Origin of the sequence: Palleronia caenipelagi (assembly GCF_007004065.1) — a bacterium.
GTDB classification, from domain to species: domain Bacteria; phylum Pseudomonadota; class Alphaproteobacteria; order Rhodobacterales; family Rhodobacteraceae; genus Palleronia; species Palleronia caenipelagi.
Genome location: NZ_VFSV01000049.1, coordinates 1 through 19,898 on the forward strand (window position 1 = coordinate 1; position 19,898 = coordinate 19,898).

Annotated in this window: 13 protein-coding genes and 6 pseudogenes; 7 read left to right on the forward strand and 12 right to left on the reverse strand. The window is 59.6% G+C overall.

The genetic code is table 11. The features are described 5' to 3' along the window. The 7 genes and pseudogenes from FEV53_RS17070 to istA all read right to left on the reverse strand — a co-directional run. Positions 1-323 (reverse strand): annotated as a pseudogene (locus FEV53_RS17070) (transposase); the annotation flags it as partial. A 39-nt stretch (positions 324-362) separates the two neighbouring features. Continuing rightward, positions 363-818, reverse strand: a complete 456-nt coding sequence (locus FEV53_RS17075) for an IS3 family transposase (protein WP_185962284.1) — start codon at positions 816-818, stop codon at positions 363-365. Next, positions 784-1,362, reverse strand: coding sequence for an IS3 family transposase (locus tag FEV53_RS21635; RefSeq protein WP_246100872.1), 579 nt, complete (start codon positions 1,360-1,362; stop codon positions 784-786). Before FEV53_RS21635 ends, FEV53_RS17075 begins: the two co-directional genes overlap by 35 nt. Beyond that, entirely contained in the window at positions 1,359-1,694 is a 336-nt protein-coding gene (locus FEV53_RS17085; protein WP_221931650.1) for a transposase, read from the reverse strand. The genes FEV53_RS21635 and FEV53_RS17085 overlap by 4 nt, the downstream gene beginning before the upstream one ends. Further along, positions 1,657-3,081, reverse strand: coding sequence for a Hint domain-containing protein (locus FEV53_RS17090; protein WP_142835979.1), 1,425 nt, complete (start codon positions 3,079-3,081; stop codon positions 1,657-1,659). The genes FEV53_RS17085 and FEV53_RS17090 overlap by 38 nt, the downstream gene beginning before the upstream one ends. Positions 3,082-3,740: 659 nt before the next feature. Next, positions 3,741-4,499: an IS21-like element helper ATPase IstB gene (istB, locus tag FEV53_RS17100; protein WP_142835980.1), complete on the reverse strand. Its 759-nt coding sequence runs from the start codon at positions 4,497-4,499 to the stop codon at positions 3,741-3,743. A gap of 157 nt (positions 4,500-4,656) precedes the next feature. Then, positions 4,657-5,370: pseudogene (gene istA / locus FEV53_RS17105) on the reverse strand (IS21 family transposase); the annotation flags it as partial. A gap of 381 nt (positions 5,371-5,751) precedes the next feature. Between istA and FEV53_RS21645 the strand changes: the two are divergent. Continuing rightward, a pseudogene (locus FEV53_RS21645) lies at positions 5,752-5,922 on the forward strand (transposase); the annotation flags it as partial. 80 nt (positions 5,923-6,002) lie between these two features. Here the strand turns inward: FEV53_RS21645 and FEV53_RS17120 are convergent. Both FEV53_RS17120 and FEV53_RS17125 read right to left on the reverse strand, forming a co-directional pair. Further along, positions 6,003-6,587, reverse strand: coding sequence for a hypothetical protein (locus FEV53_RS17120; RefSeq protein WP_142835981.1), 585 nt, complete (start codon positions 6,585-6,587; stop codon positions 6,003-6,005). Positions 6,588-6,640: 53 nt separating this feature from the next. After that, positions 6,641-8,329 (reverse strand): methyltransferase domain-containing protein, encoded by a 1,689-nt coding sequence (locus tag FEV53_RS17125; RefSeq protein WP_142835982.1) that lies wholly within the window; start codon positions 8,327-8,329, stop codon positions 6,641-6,643. A 465-nt stretch (positions 8,330-8,794) separates the two neighbouring features. Between FEV53_RS17125 and FEV53_RS17130 the strand changes: the two are divergent. Beyond that, positions 8,795-9,525 (forward strand): annotated as a pseudogene (locus tag FEV53_RS17130) (IS6 family transposase). A gap of 256 nt (positions 9,526-9,781) precedes the next feature. On the opposite strand, the pseudogene FEV53_RS17135 reads toward FEV53_RS17130, so the two are convergent. Together FEV53_RS17135 and FEV53_RS17140 are read right to left on the reverse strand one after the other, a co-directional pair. Beyond that, positions 9,782-10,327, reverse strand: a pseudogene (locus tag FEV53_RS17135) (transposase); the annotation flags it as partial. A gap of 233 nt (positions 10,328-10,560) precedes the next feature. Next, positions 10,561-11,370, reverse strand: a complete 810-nt coding sequence (locus FEV53_RS17140) for an IS5 family transposase (protein WP_246100874.1) — start codon at positions 11,368-11,370, stop codon at positions 10,561-10,563. A 644-nt stretch (positions 11,371-12,014) separates the two neighbouring features. Here FEV53_RS17140 and FEV53_RS17145 point away from each other — a divergent pair. The 4 genes and pseudogenes from FEV53_RS17145 to FEV53_RS17155 all read left to right on the forward strand — a co-directional run bounded on the left by FEV53_RS17145 (position 12,015) and on the right by FEV53_RS17155 (position 18,917). Continuing rightward, positions 12,015-16,298 carry a Hint domain-containing protein gene (locus FEV53_RS17145; RefSeq protein ID WP_142835983.1) on the forward strand — a complete coding sequence of 1,428 codons (4,284 nt, stop codon included), beginning with the start codon at positions 12,015-12,017 and terminating at the stop codon, positions 16,296-16,298. A gap of 422 nt (positions 16,299-16,720) precedes the next feature. Next, a complete protein-coding gene (locus tag FEV53_RS21650) occupies positions 16,721-17,104 on the forward strand; it encodes a hypothetical protein (protein ID WP_246100876.1) in 384 nt (127 codons plus the stop codon). After that, positions 17,073-17,669: a tyrosine-type recombinase/integrase gene (locus FEV53_RS17150; RefSeq protein WP_246100878.1), complete on the forward strand. Its 597-nt coding sequence runs from the start codon at positions 17,073-17,075 to the stop codon at positions 17,667-17,669. The genes FEV53_RS21650 and FEV53_RS17150 overlap by 32 nt, the downstream gene beginning before the upstream one ends. Positions 17,670-17,675: 6 nt before the next feature. Next, a pseudogene (locus FEV53_RS17155) lies at positions 17,676-18,917 on the forward strand (IS91 family transposase). 373 nt (positions 18,918-19,290) lie between these two features. Here the strand turns inward: FEV53_RS17155 and FEV53_RS17160 are convergent. Continuing rightward, on the reverse strand, positions 19,291-19,494 hold the full coding sequence (locus tag FEV53_RS17160) for a hypothetical protein (RefSeq protein WP_246100880.1): 204 nt from the start codon (positions 19,492-19,494) through the stop codon (positions 19,291-19,293). 130 nt (positions 19,495-19,624) lie between these two features. Between FEV53_RS17160 and FEV53_RS17165 the strand changes: the two genes are divergently transcribed. Then, a partial coding sequence (locus FEV53_RS17165; RefSeq protein WP_185962286.1) for a transposase occupies positions 19,625-19,898 on the forward strand: 274 nt, incomplete at its 3' end.

The window sequence follows — 19,898 nt, forward strand, 5'->3', positions numbered from 1 at the left end:
TTCTGCACGAACACGATCAATGCAGGTACGGCGACGAGCGGGGCTCAGAAGTTTCCCTTTGCGGCCTCCGCCAGGATCAGCTTGTCCAGGGTCAGATCCGAAACGGCCTTGCGTAGCCGCTCATTCTCTTTCTGAAGACGCTTTAGTTCCTTCAATTGGTCCGTGCCCATTCCACCGTACTTTTTCTTCCAGCGGTAGAACGTCTGTTCAGTCACGCCGATCTGGCGGATCGCATCCAGACGCGGCATCCCTTGCCCCGTCAGAACCTCAACCTGCCGTAACTTCGTAACAATCTCTTCTGGCTTTGGTCGCTTGTTTGCCATCTGTTTCCTCCGTTTTCCTAAACATAGCGGAGGACCACTTCAGTGGGGGAAGACCACGATTTTCCAACTCATTTCTGTGAACGCCTCTGCCGGTATCTGGTAGCCGATGGCTGAATGGCGGCGCTGGCGGTTGTAGAAGATCTCGATGTACTCGAAGATAGCGGCCCTGGCCTGTGCCCTTGTTGCGAAGCGCTGGCGGTGGATCAGCTCCCTTTTGAGCGACGCGAAGAAGCTCTCCATCGGGGCGTTCTGCGCCTTCAAACGATCCCCCGGATCGTTCGATCCGCTGGCGCGGACCAGCTTGAACCCGAGGCACTGACCCTTGCGGCTCATGGATTGGATCAGCTTCGCGCGGTGGATGATCTTGCGATAGTCCCCACTGGCATATTGCATGCCGCAGTCCGAATGCAGGATCAGGCCCGGGAGCGGACCGCGCCGGTCCAGAGCCATCCAGAGCGCATCACAGCAGAGCTCCGCTTTCAGATGTTCGGCCATGGACCACCCCACAATTTCGCGGGACGCATGCGCCATTTTCCTCGGACCAATGGCGGACAAAGGCACATTCCTTGACCGCCGCGAGGTAGAGCCAGCCCTCGCCGGTACCGACATAGGTGATGTCGGCCAGCCAGACGGTGTTCGGGGTGGTGCAGTGAAACGCCCGCTGCAGCAGGTTCGGCGACGGCGTCAGCTGGTGATTGCTGTTTGTGGTGACCGGCTTGCGGCGCTTGCGCGGACGGGCTGAGATCCTGTTTTCCTGCATTATTCTGGCTACACGACGTTCTGAGACGCTCTCCCCGTCAGCGCACAGATCCCGGTGGATGCGTTTGGACCCGTAGCGCCCCTTGCTGGCTTTGAAAAAATGGCTGATCCGCTCCAGCAGTGACTTGTCCCGTGCCGCACGGCGGCTCTGGCGCTCATCGCGGACATCTTGACCGGCTTGGCGTCCATAAAACCAGCTGCGCGACAGGCGGACCAGCCCGCAGAGCGTCGAAACCGCGTATTGAGCTCTGTGGGCCGTGATGAAAGCGCGCTTGTTCATCGTGGTTTCACCGCCCGAGACGCGAAAAAAGCGTTCGCAGGCGCATTCGGACCGGTGGCGTTCGCCTGCTCACCCATTTGCAAGATCTCGTTCTCCTCCGCGAGACGCTTGTTCTCTTTCCGCAGCCGTTCCAGCTCGGCAGCATCCGCCTTCTGGCGACATTTGGCCTCCATCGAGCCGAACGCCTCGATCTCCAGCCGCCAGGTTTTCAGCTGCGTGCCGGTGATCCCCAACTCCTTGGCCACGCTGCCCTGCGTGGCGCCCGGCTCATAAAGCCGTTCAACCGCTGCAGCTTTAATCTCGTCTGAACACTTCCGTCGATGTCGTCCCATCTCGTGCTCCTCCCATGGACAGGGGTAAAGTACCCCGCTGTCCGGTGACAGGGACGAAGTTCAGTGCAGTCTCAGCCTGATCCAACTGCACAGCAAACCGAGGCAGACCCTCCGACGCGATAAGATCCAACAAATCGCCACCGTGCCGCTTCATGTGCTGACGCAACCGACCGCCGCGGATCACAGGCAGGCTGTTGCGGTGCGCCGTTGTCTCGCGGCGCTGAAGATAGCCGGTCAGTTGCTGCTGCTGCCGAACCGGCAGCCGGGTCATGATATGCTGCCCAAGATGCAAACTCTCGCTCACCAGTCCCTCTGAACAAAGAGCATGATGACGACGAAGCAGCAGATGGTGATAGGTAACGGTCCGCTTGGGACGAACCGCGCTTACACCTTTCAGCGGTATCAAATGCTTTACCGCAATCCACGCATGCGGTGCACCGGTCATTTCCCGTACCAGCGGACCGTTCACCAGAACTTTATGTTGCGGTGACAAACGGATATCCCGCTCTGGACATCCGTTGCCAAAGGCACCGGCCTGGATCCTGACGGGGCGTTGGTCAGGACACAGATCCAGCCCTCGAGGTGTCAGAACCGACCGCCCGGCCCAGAGAATCGTCTCGGCGCCCTGTTCCGTAACCACAAGATCTCCGGCCCGCAGATCTTCGACGAGCCGGGGACCGGTCGGAGTCAGGATGCGGGTTCCGCCACAAAAACACACCCCCGCCAAACTGGGAAACGTAAACGTCCCTCCCGACAGCCAGTCCGACTGGTTCGCCTTGAACTCATCGAATTCCTGTTGTGTCATCGGCACGCTGACGTTGACGGTCTGCGCGAGCAGACCAGACGTCCTGAGGCTGAGGACCCCACCACTATAGGCAGAGTCGATACCGCCAAATAAGGTGGTGTCAGGCTCCAGACTCCCCCCCACAACGGTAAAGACGTCAAAGGCCTCCATGCCGGACGTATCGAATGTCACTGCGCCCAAGAGAGACAAAACCGGCGGATCGTAGGTAAAGGTTCCGTCGGCAGTGCCCACATAATTGACGTTGAACGAATTCAGGATATTCGTGACTGCGCTGCCAATATCCAGAAGGCCTGCGTTGACTGTAATGCTCGAACTGTCTTCGACTTGCAGCGTGAAGCTGTTGAGTAGATCGGCCGAAAGCAGTCCTTGATCGATCGATATGGAGCCGCCATCCCGGGCGATCAAAGTCGGTTGCGCTCCGATACTGACACTTGCGATACTTGAAATGCCGACATCGACGCCGTCAACGATCAACGTTGAGGAACCCAGCGCCGAGATCGCCAGCAGGTCGCCGTTCAAGGCATTGCTCGAATCGATAACGACCGTCTGACTACCTCCCAGATCCACATTTAGAACCGCCAAAATAATTCCCCGAGTAGATTAGGTTAATCGATATTTCTTTAATGAGTTGATCCCACGAGGAGTTCCGGGCTTTTTGTCGATATCTTCGAACCAGAGAGCTTCGCCGCCTCCGGGCGCGGCGCTTTGGAGTGTGTCGCAGACAGTGGCTGCAAGATTTTTGTCGTATTTGCCCTACTTGGGTGTCTTCGCACCACGGCTGTTGAGCCACTTCTGTCGGGATTTGGTTCCATTGAACGGGATGCGGGTCTCGGTGGTTGCCTGAGCGCTCGGATCGCGTCGAGGATTCGCCTGATGACACTGTCCGATACAGCCATCTCTACTAGTTGAAACGTGATCTTGCGGGCATGGCGAATAACACGCGCCCCGATCTTGATCAGACGGTTCTCATCTTCGTCCCTGTTTCCGGACAGCGGGCTGTTTTACCGCTGTCCACGAGAGGAGCATGACATCGGACGGCGTCGACGGAAGTAATCGGATGAGTTTAAGGCAGAAGCGGTTGAGCGACTTTACGGTGGGTTCACAAACAAAGTGCGTGTCAACGTCGAAGCAAAAACCTGCCACGTGGCGGCGCAATACCAGGCCAGTGGCGCGCGCGCTCGCCAGGTAGCTGGCGCGTGCCATGGCGCATTGGCCCGCAGGGCCAAATCCCGAGGTGATGATCAGGTTGGGGCTTCGGCCTTTCGGGCGCGGCTCTGGGCAAGCCTGTAGCTCTCGCCGTTCATTTCGACGATGTTGACGTGGTGGGTCAGCCGATCGAGGAGAGCGCCGGTAAGGCGTTCAGTTCCGAAGGTTTCAGTCCATTCGTCGAATGGCAGGTTGCTGGTGATCATCGTGGCGCCGCGCTTGTAGCGCTGAGAGATCAACTCAAACAGCAGCTCGGCGCCGGTCTTGGACAACGGCACGAAGCCCAGTTTGTCGATGATGAGCAGCTTGACGCCGGCCATCTGTTTTTGAACGCGCAGCAAGCGGCGTTCGTCGCGCGCTTCCATTAGTTCGTTGACGAGTGCGGCGCCGGTGGTGAAGCCGACCGACATGCCCTTCTGGCAGGCAGCCAGCCCGAGGGCCACATGCGTCTTGCCCGTGCCGCTTGGGCCGAGGGCGATGACATTCTCGCGCCGGTCGATCCATTCGCAGCGGGCGAGGTCCAGCACCTGCATCTTGTTCAGCTTGGGGATCGTCTTGAAGTCGAAGCTGTCGAGGCTCTCGGTCGTCGGGAACTTCGCGGCCTTGATGCGGCGCTCGACCATCCGCCGCTCGCGATCGATCAACTCCAACTCGACCGGGCGCGCCAGGAACTGGACATGGTCCAGCCCCTCTGCGGCGCACTGGCGGCCCAGCTTCTCAATTTCCCGCAGGAAGGTGGGTAACTTGAGCGTCTTCAGATGATCGGCGAGGAGGATCTTCGGAGTGTCGGTCATGCCGCATCCTCCGACAACAGGGACATGTAGCTGGCCGCCGAGGTGGTCCCGACATTCGCGCGCGGCAAGTAGGGCTAGACATCGAGGTCCAGCTTCGGCGGCCGTTTCTCGACATGGCAGAGAGCGAGGTGCTTCACGGCATCGAAGCCGACGGCGCCCAGGTCACAAACCGCGGGACCGGGACCATGAAATTGCGGCGGGAATAGCCGACCAATCCTTCCGCGTTCCCCTTGCCAGGGCGGCCATAGCGGTCACGGAACAGGTAATGGGACAGGAGCCCGCTGATGAACGTAGCCCGGTGACGTGTGCCGTCCAGCAGGATCTTCGCAACCAGAAAGCGGTCGTTGTCGTAGAGGACCGATACCGGCACCCTGCCGAAGAAGGCGAAGGCGTGGACGTGTCCGTCCACCCAGGCTTCCGCTGTCGCCGCGGGATAAGCGCGCACGAAGCAGGCATCGCTGTGCGGCAAGTCCGTGACGAAGAAATGCGCCTTCTGCTCGATGCCGCCGATGACGACCACCGCCTCGCCGATGTCGGCCTGGGCATGTCCTGGTGGATGCGCCAGAGGCACGGACATCTCGCGGCCGCGCCGCTCGCGCTCCCGCATGTAGTCCTTGATGATTATATAGCCGCCAGTGAAGCCTTGCTCATCGCGAAGCCGCTCGAACACCCGCTTAGCCGTGTGCCGTTGCTTTCGATGGACCTCGCAATCACCTTCCAGCCAGCCATCGACGATCTCGGTGAACCCATCCAGCTTCGGCCGCTTCACTGGCGCCGTCCGCCGGTATCCGGGCGGAACCGAGAACGCCGACATCTTCCGAACGCTGTCGCGCGAAATCCCAAACTGACGCGCAGCCTCGCGCTGGCTCATCCCGCCGCTACCGTGGCCGACTTTCTCACCGCCGTTCTCACTCCTTTGCCATGTCACTCAAAACCTTCCGCGGGGATCCGTCGTTCGCTGTCCAGAACCCCAGATCGGAAGTTAGGCTGTTCTGCCTCGCCGCAATCGCCGCCGCTCGATCTCATCCCTTGGCTAAGGCAGCCATCGTCAGCAACAGCATCGACGACTATGCAAGGGTTGCTATCTTGCGCGCCTTCCAAAAGGAGCCTCGGTTGCTTGCCGCGGTTGATCACATCGCGCAAAGGCTCGCGAAAAGCGCCAGCCCCATGACAGCCGCATCTCACAATTAAGGGCAAAAAAATTGTCGCCGAACGCGTCGCGTCTCAGATTAAAGGGCAACGCGACAGCAGCTCGTCGCGCCGAATCCAAATGGAGTTTCCGGAGGTGGGCAAACGGTACTGGGGCAGGCGGTATTAGGCCTGGGGATACTTCTCGACCACGTCCGGAAACGTGACCGACGATATCATACTTCAGTATCTGGAGTTCCACTCCGAACGCGATGCTACCGGCGCCAGCCGGTAGTGGTTCACTGAATAAAAACCGAAACTTGCACCACGCGGAGGGCTGGAATTTGACTCCGTGCCAGAGAGATGACCTGCAAACTAGGGTTGCGCCAGGAAGAGAAGCTCTTCGTCATGTTCTACAATAATTGGTTTGGAGCTTTCCCCCACGGACTGCCGTTCGCGGATCGCCAGAATAGTTTTAGCGTGCGCCCCGCTGCTGATGAGCTCGGCATCCTCTGGGGTTGCGGTGCGCTGAAATGCACGAAGATGGCGCAACAGTTGATCGGCAGGCATGGCCGCCTGAACGGACAGGGCAAAGGGCTCTGAAATCAAAGACAAAGATTGCCCCAGAGGCGCTCCGCTGCGCGTGCTTTCAATGATCTCGAATTTGCCCGGCGCGACAAACAGACCGGCGTCGGTGTCCACGTTCTGCTCTTCCCGGAGCCGCAGAAGTTCCTGGGCGGCGCGGTCACTGGCTGGATGTGAAAAATGGCTGTTTGCAAGAGCCAGATCGCAAGCACTCGTCAATTCAAAACGATTGTCCGCCAGCCGAATGCGCACCCAGCCGAAATCACGCAAAATTGCCGTGGCCCGCCAAATGGCTGTTCTGGGAACAGGTAAAAGGTCGCATAATTGCGTCAAGGAAATCGGGCCACTCGCTCCGATCGCAGATAGAACCATCAAAGTCCGGTATCCCGGGCTTTTCTCGCGCTCTTTCTGACTGGAGCTTTGCATCTTTATAAAGAACGCCCCAATCGTATGAGTCGTTGCTTCTGCAAGTCGGAGCGCTGTTTATACAGCCTGTCATAAAGGTCATCGAGGCCGTGACCGTGTTGAGCCCACAGTCTGTTTTCCGCGACCCAGCGGTAGCCAGCCGCCTGCATCTTAGCGCGAACGGACGGGTTCCTCAGACGCTGAAGCTCCGACACCCAATCATCAGGCCCCTCGGCCACTGCGAGCACCTCAGTCGGCACCTTACTTTGGGCCGCAGCGTACGATGAACAGAGCGGGACGACGCCCGAAGCGAGGCATTCGATAATTTTCAGGTCCGATTTGCAGGCAGTGAACGCGCTTGCACGCAAGGGCAAGAGGGCAATATCGGACTGCGCAAGTTCTCTTCGATAGGCTTGGTAGCTCTGGACCGGGAGATGATGCGCCGTTTCACCGAGTTGGGCGGCAAAACTGTCATCCGCGATCACAGTCGTTTCAATCCGGTTCTCGCGCGCAAATGTCGTGATCTGGTCGACTGACCCCTCTTGCCATTGATCGCTGCGATTGACCGCTCCGAAAAACACTCTTGGCTCTTGCGGTGTGGCCAAGGCCAGTTCGGGTGGTGCGAGCGCATGGATTTGGTTCGGAACGACAAAAACATTTTCGTTCCACTGGCGACACACGTCGGCCAGGTGTTCAGTACTGACCGTAACGGCATGCGCTTCCCTGATCGAGCGAAAATCCAGTCGCTTCTGCGCCCTCAGATAGGCTGGATGATCATCCACATCGTGAACGAAAAGCCAACCAGACGCGAGAAGGCGGTCAAGCTGGTCCCACTGCTCGTTTGTCGGATGCAGCCGATATGTCAACAAGATGCCCGACCGGGCCGACGGGTGTGGCAAAGCAAACGAACCGCGTGAAAGTTGGAAATCAGCCCTACCCATCGCTCGAAGCGTGCGGAGCGGTTGATCCAATCGTACCGTGGTCAGGCTGTCCAGAGCGCCAGCAATGCCAATCGCGTGAATATTGTATGCGCGGCTTTCGGGCGTAGCACTGGCACAATGGACCCACTGGAGCGTGCTAAGCTCTTCGCGCATACGTTGGGCAGAGATCCCTAGATCGCCAGCGATCCCGGTCAGCGCGCCAATCACCCGGTCGCGGTGCTTGTGATTGAACACCCGCGGATGCGCAGAGGTGATATGCCAATTGGCCTGCCGCAACATATCCTGTCCGGTTTTCTTTGTGAAATACCGAAGATGCGTGCGATCGAGCAGACCGGAGTCGCTATATGTCCAGTCGCCCTGCAGTTGCCGGAAAATCAAGCTCCAATGAGAAACGTTGGGCAAGCTCAGCACCATGCGCCCCCGCTCCGACATCCGCTTGTGAAAGGCCGACATGACAGACCAGGGTTCATGCAGATGTTCCAAAACGTCGCCGATCACCAATAGGTCGATACGGTCCTCGCCAAGCGCGGCATCAAGGGCTGAAAATGTGGTCGCATCCTCGACATTGCCCTCGATCACCGTGTCGAAAACGGCGCGGGCCTTTGCAGCCGGTCCCGGCATGAATTCGATCCCGATGAAACGACGATTGGGATTACTACATTTCAGAACCTTCGCCGCCGCACCTTCGCCGCAGCCCAGTTCAACAACGATGCGTGCGGTGGGGTCAGACAGGTCGACCAAAGTAGCGTTGACGCTGCTATAATAGCTCATGTCATCCCTCTAAATCCGGAAAAATGCTGTGGCTAGATAGCAGCGTCAACCAAGTCATCCTTCTGCTCGACCCCAAGCTTGCGCAGATGGTCGGGCAACCTTGCCGATCGCCCTGTACCAACGCAGAGCTGTCACGTGTCAGGACATCGGCATCGCATTGTGTAATGGCATCCAGGTGCTTTTGATCGGCTGCGCAAAACATGTCCCAGAATCACGAGTCGGTCAATTGGTTGCGCATGTAAGAAAAGCGCAGCGGGCTTTGAGCGACAGTCTCCGTCCAACAAACTTTGCCTACGGGGTTCGGATAGGACCTGCTTCGCTGTCTGGGTAGCATAACGCCAGGGAAGGAGCTCGTCGAGGCGCGTGATCGGCGATTTGGGCGAGCACCTATGTTGGCATTGGGGATTGCCAACTTGCAGACGCCCCCGAGGCTGCTGAGCCTGTCGCGATGAACACATCCGCTAGATGCCGCGCCTGAAGGGCTATCGTTCTCCCCGCGAGAGTGAGCCATGTGGTCGCCATCGGTTCAAAACCCATGGCGAACGTTTACGCCGTCTGGGCCTGCCATCGGTTCGCGCTGAGTACGGCCGATGTGGAGGAACTGCTGGCGGAAACGGGGCGTCGTCGTCAGTCGGGAGACCGTCCGGAAATGGGTGACCCGGTTTGGCTCACATTTTGCACATTGCATCAAGCGGGACCGGCCCGCCGCGTCAGATAAGTGGCATCTCGATGAAGTCGCCGTCCCGATCAACGGCGTCAAGATGTGGCTGTGGCGGGCCGTGGATGGGAACGGGGATGTTCTCGACATTCTGGTGCAGCCGAAGCGAAAAGCAACGGCGGCCAGGCGGTTTCTGCGCCAGCTGATCGCCCGTTTTGGCCAGCCGCGCGTCATCCTCACGGACAAATTGCGCAGCTATGGCATACCGATCCGTGAGCTGGCTCCGAATGCCGATCATCGCGCGCACAAAGGCCTGAATAACCGCATCGAGGGTTCGCACCGGCCAACGCGGAAGCGAGAGAAACTCGTGGGCCGGTTCAAATCCCCGGGGCAGGCGCAAGGCTTCCTCTCCGCTCACGACCAGAGCACTGTGATATTCAGACCCCGCCGCTACCGCCTCTCCACCATCTCATACCGTCACGCCAGATCCGATGCCTTTGATCTGTGGCGAAGCTATGCCCTCGAAATGACCGCGTGAAACTGGCCGGTCAGACCAATTGCGGGTCAACCCCAATAAGTTGGCAATGCCCGTGGGGCCTCTGGCGAACCGGCTGCCCTGTTAGGTTTGCCCAGACGGGCTCTGCCGTCAAGAAAGGATCTCTTCCATAGCAAACACAGGGTACGCGCGATGGCGGCCCTCACCGTCCTTAATACGAGATACCAAATCCCAAGCAGACAGAGGAGGATCAGGAAAGGCCCGGGTAGCGCGTTTCCCCGACGATGCCGAGCATTATCTACGGGGTCAGCGAACTGCCTCCACGGCTGCTACACAGAGAGGTCCTTCTGCGTGGGCTCACCCCCTCGAAGAAGGGGCGATATGGTTCGCCGTCTTTGATCACAGCGTGTACGGTGCGCGCCATCTTGGCCGCGATTGCGGTGTAGGCCTTGCGGCGCAGATGTGCGTTGTGTCGATCCTTTGAGATGTAGCGCTCGAACTTCTCGCGGAAGCTGTTGGTCCGCTTGAGAACGGCCGTCTGGCCAGCCATCCAGAGCGTGCGGCGCAGCCGGGCATTGCCGTACTTCGAGATCCGGCTCTGGCCCCGGAACACGCCGGACTGGACGGTGGCGAGGTCCATGCCGCAGAACTTCGGGAATTGCCGGTGGTGTCGGAAACGGCGTAGGTCTCCGACCTCAGCCAGTATGGTCATGGCATTGATCGGGCCTATGCCGGGGATGGTTGTCAGGAGTTGGTAGTCCGGCAGTTCGGAGAGCAACTCGACCGCCCGGGCCTCAATCTCATTGCGCTGGGAGTGTGTTGCATAGATCAATCTGAGGGCGCATTTGCCGCTTTCCCTGCCTGAACAGATGACACGCTCATAGGCCGCGTGACCGAGGTCGGCCATTCGGTTGAGGGCTTTGACGGAGATTAGAGTCTCGGTCGTCTGGCTCTCCATATTTCGGCCTCGTAGCGCGGGTCCGATCACCTGCTTGTAGCGACCGATCTGGGCTTCGCTACGGGAGCGCTGACCGTAGCCGGTCATCTTTTGCCAGGCGATCCGGCCGTGGTCGGCGATCATCTGGATATGGGCATTTCGGATCGCGCAATCGCCCGGGACGGCGTTACTTGGTGGGTGAGAGGCGATAGAGAATTGATCCGGTGGATCAATTCAGCCTCGAACGGGCGGAGCCCCGGAGGAATAACCAACTCCACATCCGGCCCGAAGACATCTCGGATCATTGCCGCCGGCGGCGCGCCGTCATAGGCGCCATCGCCGAGGAAACGGCACACAACCTCCGCCACCTGAGCCAGCAGCTCAGGCAGCGCGCCGGGATCGCTGACATGCTCGGTGGTCAGGGTGGAGGTGACGATGTGACCGCTCTCGGGATCGAGGCCGATATGCAGTTTACGCCATGTTTTCCGGGACTTCGGCAGCCCGTGCTTCTCACTCATCCAGTCCCGACCGATATGGATGCGCAGGCTCGTACTGTCTACGATAAGCGTGATCGGGCGGCCCATCGGTCTCCGGACCGGCTTAATCGTCAACGACGGCGCGCGGCGGCAGAGCGTGGAGAAATCCGGCACGGGCAGGTCAATCCGCATGAGCCGCAAAAGACTTCGCACGAAGCCCTGCGTTTGTCGAAGCGCCAGCCCGAACACGACGCGCAATGTCAAGCAGGCCTCAATCGCCAGGTCCGAAGAGCGCCTCTGCGCGCCTCGCTTGCCAGCGGGCGGTGGGCTCCATCTGGCCATCGCGTCTTCGCTGAGCCAGATCGTCACGTCACCGCGCTGGCGGAGACTCTCGTTGTATCCGGCCCAATTCGTAACCCCGTACTTTGCCTTCGCAAACTTGTCCCGTCGTGATGCGTTGTGCTTGAATGGCATCCCGGTGTCCTGTCGTCAGACCGACCGCCTGCTACGCCGTGAGCCGAATTCATGCAACACGCTCGTTACGCGAAGGCTCCGCTCAGCCCGCCTACCGGCGGGAATTACACCAGCCTTTGGGACACTGCATCTATGGGCTAGCTGTGCGGTCAGATGCCTTCGTGCAACATGGTCCCTCCGTCACCAGACTTGTGCAACGATGCCGGGGCGAGGTGCGACTTTAAGCGAATAAATCGCGGCATCGCCAACGTGTTCCGATCAGCGGAATGATGCTGCCCATTTGGACTGAATGGAGTCTTCTCAAAGCCTTAAAGTTCAGTTAATCCCGAGATCGACTTTGTGGGGCGAGGGATGCTTTGCGCGCGCTCAGTTGCTGAGCTTGAAAGAGATGGACGCTGTCATGGTAGCTATTAACGGCACCCTCGGAAACGTCAGCCGTATTGGTGGGTTCTGATTGGCCTCCAGCTTTCAGGGTCAGGTTGAGGCAATCTTCGGGCAAACCGCCCGATGCTTCGTTGCTGGTGAGAGATAGAGCAGCCGGGCCGCGCATGAGATCTCTAATTGCCCGGGCGGTTGTCGCTGAAATACAGGCCGTAACGCTGGCCGTTTGATGCGTTTGTGAGTGGAAAGAAGGATAGAGTAGCATGGCTGTAATCAATGGCACCGCGAGTGGCGAAGCCCTCACAGGGACGGCGGACAACGACACTATTTCCGGTCTGGGTGGTGCGGACAATATCGACGGCCAGGCTGGTGACGACAGCATTCTCGGGGGTACCGGGAACGACACCATTGCTGGTCGCGACGGTAACGACACAATGTCCGGTGGCAGCGGCGATGACCGGATCGATGACGGGCTTGTCAACACCAACGATCTGATTTTTGGCGATAGCGGCAATGATACGCTGGTCGGGCGTGCCGGTAGTGACACTGTATATGGCGGCACCGACAACGACTTTCTCTATGGCGGCGCAGGGGCCGACGACCTCTTTGGCGGCGCAGGGGGCGACCGCCTAGAAGGTAATTCTGGCGACGACATTTTGTTTGGAGACTCGGGCAACGACACGATGGTCGGGGGCACCGGTGTCGACGTCGTCTACGGCGGTAGCGGTGACGACCGGATCGACGACCTGGGTGGGATCGAAAACGACCTGATCTTCGGTGACGCTGGCAACGACACATTGATCGGACGTGCCGGGGCAGATAGCATTTCTGGTGGCACCGGCAACGATGAGATTTTTGGCTTGTCTGGCGACGACTCCCTCGCGGGCGGTAGCGGCGCAGACACTTTGGCTGATAATATCGGCAATGACATCCTGATAGGCGGCGCCGGAAATGATTTCCTGGAAGCTGGCCTTGGCAATGACCTTGTTGATGGTGGTGTCGGCGACGACACGATCCTTGTTGACTCCGGTGATGACATCGTTTTCGGCGGTGGTGGCAACGACAGCGTTACCGCCACGATCGGTGACGACAGCATCGACGCCGGTGGCGGTAACGATATCATCGGCTCCAATTCCGGTGACGACACCATCGCCGGTGAAGGCGCGAATGACACCATAAGCGCAGGCGCTGGCAACGACATCGTCTACGGCGACTATTTCGATACCAGCAATCTGCTGAACAACCCCAGCTTTGAATCGACAGCGGCGGGTATCGGCCAGCCGCGCCCTGCTCTCGGTTGGGAAGAATCGCAACAGGGCGTTTTCACACTCCCTGCGTCGCGCTCTTCGGACGGGACATCGGGCTACGCACTGGGCGGTCTGGATAATGCTGTTGGTCAGACTCTGTCTCAGACCGTCGAAACGGTCCCCGGCGAAACCTATAACCTCAACTTTGATGCAGGCACCCAATCAGCCGGCGGAATCCAAAGAGAGCTTCTGGTCGAAATCCTCGATTCAAACGGGAATGTGATCAGCACTCAGTCGATCTTCCCCGAGCTGGAATCGGTCGCGGGCGGGCTGACGAGCTACAGCCTCAGCTTTACGGCGGTTGATGGGGCTTCGACGATCCGTCTGACCAATGTCGACGCAGTCGGTTCCGATGATATCGACGTGGACAACTTCGTCCTGACCGGTGCCGTCGCGGCGGAAGGCGACGATAGCATTCTGGCAGGCTCTGGGGACGATATCGTCTTTGGTGGGCTTGGCGACGACACTGTTGATGGACAAGACGGTGCTGACACGCTCTACGCCGACTCCGGTGACGACTTTGTTCAGGGTGGCACCGGGATCGACTCGCTCTTTGGCGGGACCGGCAATGATACGGTTTTCGGCAACTCGGGCGACGACAGAATCGAAGGTGACGGGCGGCTGCTTTTCCGGGATGCCGAAAACGACGCGATCACCAATGGCGATTTCACCACCAACACCGACTGGACGATAAACAACCCCACCGGCGGGACGGGGCCGTTGATCGCTGATGGGTACGTCAGCTTCAACGCCGGCGAGGAAGCCGTCTATGGCGACTCCATCGATCAAACCTTCTTCACCAGGCTTGGCACGATCTACGAAGTGTCAATGGACCTGTTCGAAGACAATGCGGGCGTGGGTGACCATACGGTTCAGGTCGATGTGTTCGACGACCTTGGTAATTTGCTCACCACCGAGACCTATGTGGTCTCCGATAACACCAGCCAGACGGTCAATTTCACCTTCCAGGCGACGACCGGCGAGTCGACCATCGTCATTACCAATACGTCATCGACGGCGACGATCGGCACCGACCTGAAGGTCGACAATATCAGCATCCTTCCCGACCTCACGTCGACGGGCAACGACCTGCTTTATGGCGGGGCCGGTTCTGATGTGATCACGGACGGCTTTGGCGACGACACGGTCTATGGTGGCACCGGCTCCGACTTCATCTTGATGGAGGAAGGCAACGACCTGGCCTTCGGGGAATCCGGGGATGATTACTTCTCCGTCACCTTCGATAATGGCGACGATACGTTCTACGGCGGTCTCGGCAATGACTTGCTGCAAGGTGACTCCGGTAATGACATCCTTGACGGTGGGGCTGGCAATGACAGCGTGTACGCTGGCGCCGATGCGGACACGATCACGACCGGATCGGGCGATGACTTTGTCCGGGGCGACGAGATGTTCATCTCGGGCCTGAACTTCCCGTCAGGCAACAGCGGTGATCCGACGACGCTGACGGTCACCAACACGACCACGGACCCGATTGATGTCTATGAAATTGGCACGAATGGCTCGCAGACGCTGATCGGTACGGTCGCGGGCGGTGACACCTTCACCTATGCGACGCTGACCGATGTCAACTTCATCCTGAAAGAACCCGGGACGAACCTGTCCCTGAAGTATATCGAGGGCACGGTCAACACGACCGAGATCTACGACAACGTCGGCGACGTCATCGACCTCGGCTCCGGTGCGGACACCGCGCGCGGTATGTTTGGCGACGACTCGATCCTCGGGGGTTCGGGCGACGACTCGATCCTGGGTGACTCGGGCAACGACACCCTCGACGGGGGCATCGGTAATGATACCGCGTTCGGCGGGTCGGGGAACGATATCATTGATGGTGCCGCAGGCAACGACCTGATCAGCGGTGAGAGCGGCGACGACAGCATCCTCGGCGGATCGGGCGATGATGAAATCTACGGCAATATCTTTGCTGGTGACGGTCTGCCGGATGGCAACGATACTATCGATGGTGGGGCCGGGGACGACACGATCTTTGCCAATGCCGGGAACGATTCGGTTCTCGGCGGTGCGGGCATTGACTCCATCGGAGGTGGCTCGGGCGACGACACGGTCGCTGGTGGATCCGGTGATGACTCTGTCTTCGGTGCTGAGGGCAACGACCTCGTGCAGGGCGATGCCGGCAATGACCGACTCTTTGGCTTTGTTGGCGACGATACGCTGGAAGGCGGCACGGGCAACGATACCCTGAATGCAGGCACGGGCAACGATATCGCACTCGGTGGCTCGGGCGATGACACGATCCGGGGCAACTCGGGCGATGACAGCATCGATGGCGGCGGCGGGAATGACTCGGTCGTTGCTGGAACCGGCAACGATACCATCCTGATCGATGGCGGGAACGACACGGTTCTCGGTGAAGATGACGCGGATACCTTTGTCCTTGGGTCCAATATCGCTGATGGCAGTGTTCTGACCATTGATGGCGGGACCGGCAGTACCGCGGCCGGTGATGCCAATGACAACGATACCCTCGATTTCCTGACAAATGGCTGGACAGTCACCAGTCTGAACGCAACGCAAGATGCGGATGCGGGAACCGCCCCGTCGACCTCGGGCACTGTGGTGCTGTTCAACTCTGGCACCGGTGCAACGATAACGGTGAATTTTGCCGAGATTGAGAGTGTCATCTGCTTTGCCCGCGGCACGCGGATCCGGACCGCGCGCGGCGAGGTGGCCATCGAGGACCTGTCCGAAGGTGACCTGATCGAGACCAAGGATCACGGTCTGCAGCCGCTGCGCTGGATCCGGTCCAGCGTGGTCCCTGCCATGGGGAACCTCGCGCCGGTCCTGATCCAGAAGGGGACGCTGGGCAACGCGCGCGATCTGATGGTGTCGCCGCAGCACCGGATGCTTTTGACGGGCTGGCAGGCGGAGCTTCTCTTCGGCGAACCCGAGGTGCTCGCTCCGGCCACGGGGCTGGTCAACGACAAGACGATCCGCCGGCTCGAAGGTGGTGTGGTGGAGTATTTCCACATGCTGTTCGATACGCACCAGATCGTCTTTGCCGAAGGCGCTCCGTCGGAAAGCTTCCATCCGGGTGAACAGGGCATGAGCTGGCTCGATGAGGCCGCCCGTGAAGAGATCTACACCCTCTTCCCGGAGTTGGAGTTTGATATCTCAAGCTACGGCGGACCGGCTCGCATTTCGATCAAGACCCAGGAAGCAAAGGTCTTCGCCGAATGGCTGGAAGCCGACGCCTGAGAAGATAACTATCGCGGGCCCTCGGCCCGCGACCTGCTATGACACCAAAAAGGACCGAGCGGCACAACCGCCGCATGGTCCTTTTTCTTTTAAACTCCATTCCAGTTGAGCGTAAGCGTCCGGCCTCGCTACTCTGACGTGTCATAGGGGCACTGCCAACTTGCAGACGCACCCGGTCCGGGGAATGTTGCCGCGCAGCACCGGAGAGGCTCGACCGCCTGCAATGAGCCAATCGGTCCAAAATCGCGCCCGATCACCCAGACTTTGCAAACTCCGCTTTGTGGGTCAACCGGACATCGTAAAGTTCAAAGATCGCGCCGTTTCTGGCACAGGCACTAAATCGTTTCGCGATATGGCGCTTTTTGCGGGTGTTGTTCTGATGTGGGATTTGTTTCGCGGGTTTTGAGGTTGGGTGTCTGCTGTTGATCGAGGTGATGTTGCCTCGATTGACGGAAGACTTCCCGATGACCAATCTCAGCACCGCGACCCGCACACCGCTGCGCGCCCGTATGATGGCCGGTATGTCGGCCCGTAATCTGGGGCGAGCATCGCAGACCAGTCATCTGAGGGCCTGCAAACGGTTTGCGGCCTGGCTGGGGCGCTCACCAAAGACGGCGACACCTGACGAGGAGCGGGATTTCCAGCGGCATCTGATAGAAAGCGGGACCAGCATCTGCACCCGCAACCAGACGATGACCGGGGGTGAAGTTCCTGTTTCGCGTGACGCTGCGGCGGCACGATTTGGTGGCGGAAGTCTTCAGCCTCAGGGAGCGGGTGAAAGTGCCTCTCGTGCTGAGCTGCAATGAGGTCAAGCGCATCCTGCTGATGGCCCCGAGCCTCAAGGCCCGGGTGATGCTGTCGCTGGCCTATGGCTGCGGCATGCGGGCGGGTGAGGTTGTCCGGCTCCGGGTCGGTGACATTGATGGCGAACAGAAGATCATCCGGATCGTACAGTCTAAGGGGCGCAAGGATCGCAACGTGATGCTGCCCGCTGACCTTTTGGGACTGCTGTGTGACTGGTGGAAGGAGCGCCCGACCGGTCAGGACAGAGGTGTCCCCGGCCCGGAGCGGGTCATTTTTCCCGGGTACACTTGCAAGCATCTGTCGCCGCGCCGGATCTCGCGGCTGTTCAAACAGGCGGCCGGGGCGGCGGGCATCACCAAGCCGGTCACGCTGCACACATTGCGCCACTCCTTTGCGACGCATCTGTTGGAACGTGGCGTGGACATCCGGGTCATTCAGGCGCTGCTGGGTCATACGAAACTGACGACGACAGCGCGCTATGCCAGCGTCGCCACCGGTATGATCGCTGCGGTGGGCAGCCCGCTGGATGATCTGGGCAAAGTCAAACGCAAGAAGGGTGTACAGTAGCCCGCCTTGCGCCAGGCAAAGCTGGAGGTTGCAGATATTTTCCGCGCGCATGGCACTGCTTGGCGGGACGCAAACAAGGGCCACGTCAGCCTTGACCAACTGAAGGTGATGAGCGCAATCGAGCGCTGCCGCACGGCCGCGCTCGGCGGCCATATTGCACGGTGCGAGAGCTGCGGGCATGACCACATCGCCTACAATTCCTGTCGCAACCGCCACTGCCCAAAATGCCAGGTGAGCCAATGGAACGCCAATGGTCCGAGAGACATTGGCGAACGCCGCAAAGGCCTGGCTGGCCGCGCGCGAGGCAGAGCTGCTGCCCGTCCGGTATTTCCATCTGGTCTTCACACTGCCAGAGCCGATCCGAGATATCTCCCGCCAAAACAAGCGTGAGGTGTACAGCCTGCTGTGCGTGCCAGTGCGGATACCGTCATCCGCATCGCCGCCGATCCAAAGCATCTGGGCGCGCGTGTCGGGATCACATCCGTGCTGCACACCTGGGGCTCAGCGATGACGCACCACCCGCATGTGCATATGATCGTGCCGGGTGGTGGCCTGTCTGCGGACAGATCAAAATGGATCGCCTGCCGCCGAAACTTCTTTCTCTCTGTCCGGGTGCTGTCCCGCCTCTATCGTCGCCTCATCCTCGAAGGGCTGGACCGCCTGCATCGCGCAGGCAGGTTGAAGTTCTTCGATGACTACACCGAACTCGTTGACAGCACGACCTTCGCCCGGTTCCTGCACCCGCTGCGCCAGATCGACTGGGTGGTCTACGCCAAGGAACCCTTCGCCGGACCCCGGGCGGTGCTGGCCTATCTCTCGCGCTACACCCATCGCGTGGCCATAGCCAACAGTCGCCTGATCCGTATGGACGCGCGCGGCGTCACCTTCCGCGTTAAGGATTACCGCAAGGACGGGCCCGCGCGGCACACAACCATGACCCTGACCGCCGCAGAGTTCATCCGCCGCTTCCTGATCCACGTCCTGCCCAAGGGCCAGCATCGCATCCGTCACTATGGCTTCTTAGGCAACGGAAACAGGGCCGCTAATATTGCAAGGATCAGGGCCCTTTGGGGCGGAGACAGGCTGCAGAGGAGTTCCGACAGCGACGAAAGTACCCGGGAACCTGATACGTCGCGCCGTATCCTCGCCCTGCCATGCCCGTGTTGTGGCGGCCAATTGGTTATCATTGAGACGATCGCTCCGCTGCAACCCCGGCCGCCGCCGCCAAGAGGAAGGGACGCCGCATGACTGCAAAGAAGTCCCGCGTCATCATCTCACCAGAAAGAGCAATCCGCGTCAGCGGTCCAAATAGGCTGCGGCGCATGCCTGAACCGCCACGCAAATAGGCGTACGCCAGCACGATCGTCCCTCAGAAACAGACCCACAGTCTACAAGCCTGCTCGTTCCTGGCACAGGGTATCGGCGCAGCGGCAATGCTGCCGATCACATCAGCAATGCCAACACCACACAAATCCCAATAAGCCCAAAAAGCCCACCCGTACTCACCCCGCGATTTCCCGCTTGAGCCCTTCTCCGACGCCAGACAACGTCGCGCCTCTTCTGATCCATCAAAAGTGGCGTCCGAGAAACCTGCATCAAAGCAGTCATAGGACGTCTTGTGTCAGGTCGCAAACACCAGAACTTTTGGGTCGTCCCGCGCGATCTGCTCTTCAAGAACTGCGATCAGGCGGCGTTGTTCTTCACCCCCCAGCGCGAGGATCTGGATCTGTTGCGCCAAGGTTTTGACTGTCCCGCGCAACTCGGCCATCTCGCCACCGCGTGCCGCCCTGAGTTCGGCTTCGAGTTCGCGGATACGCTCCTTCAAGCCCGCTACAGATCTCGACCGGAACCGCGCTTCCGCCGCACGAAATTCCGCGAGAACGGCGGTGGCCGAGCGTGTTGGATGAATTCGAATCACGGCGTAGCAGGCGGTCGGTCTGACGACAGGACACCCAATGCCATTCAAGCACAACGCATCACGACGGGACAAGTTTGCGAAGGCGAAGTACCGGGTCACGAACTGGGCCGGATACAACGAGAGTCTCCGCCAGCGCGATGACGTGACGATCTGGCTCAGCGAAGACGCGATGGCCAGATGGAGCCCACCGCCCGCTGGTATGCTCGGTGCGCAGCGGCGGTATTCGGACATGGCGATTGAAATCTGCCTGACCTTGCGCGTCGTGTTCGGACTGGCGCTTCGTCAAACGCAGGGCTTCGTTCGAAGTCTTT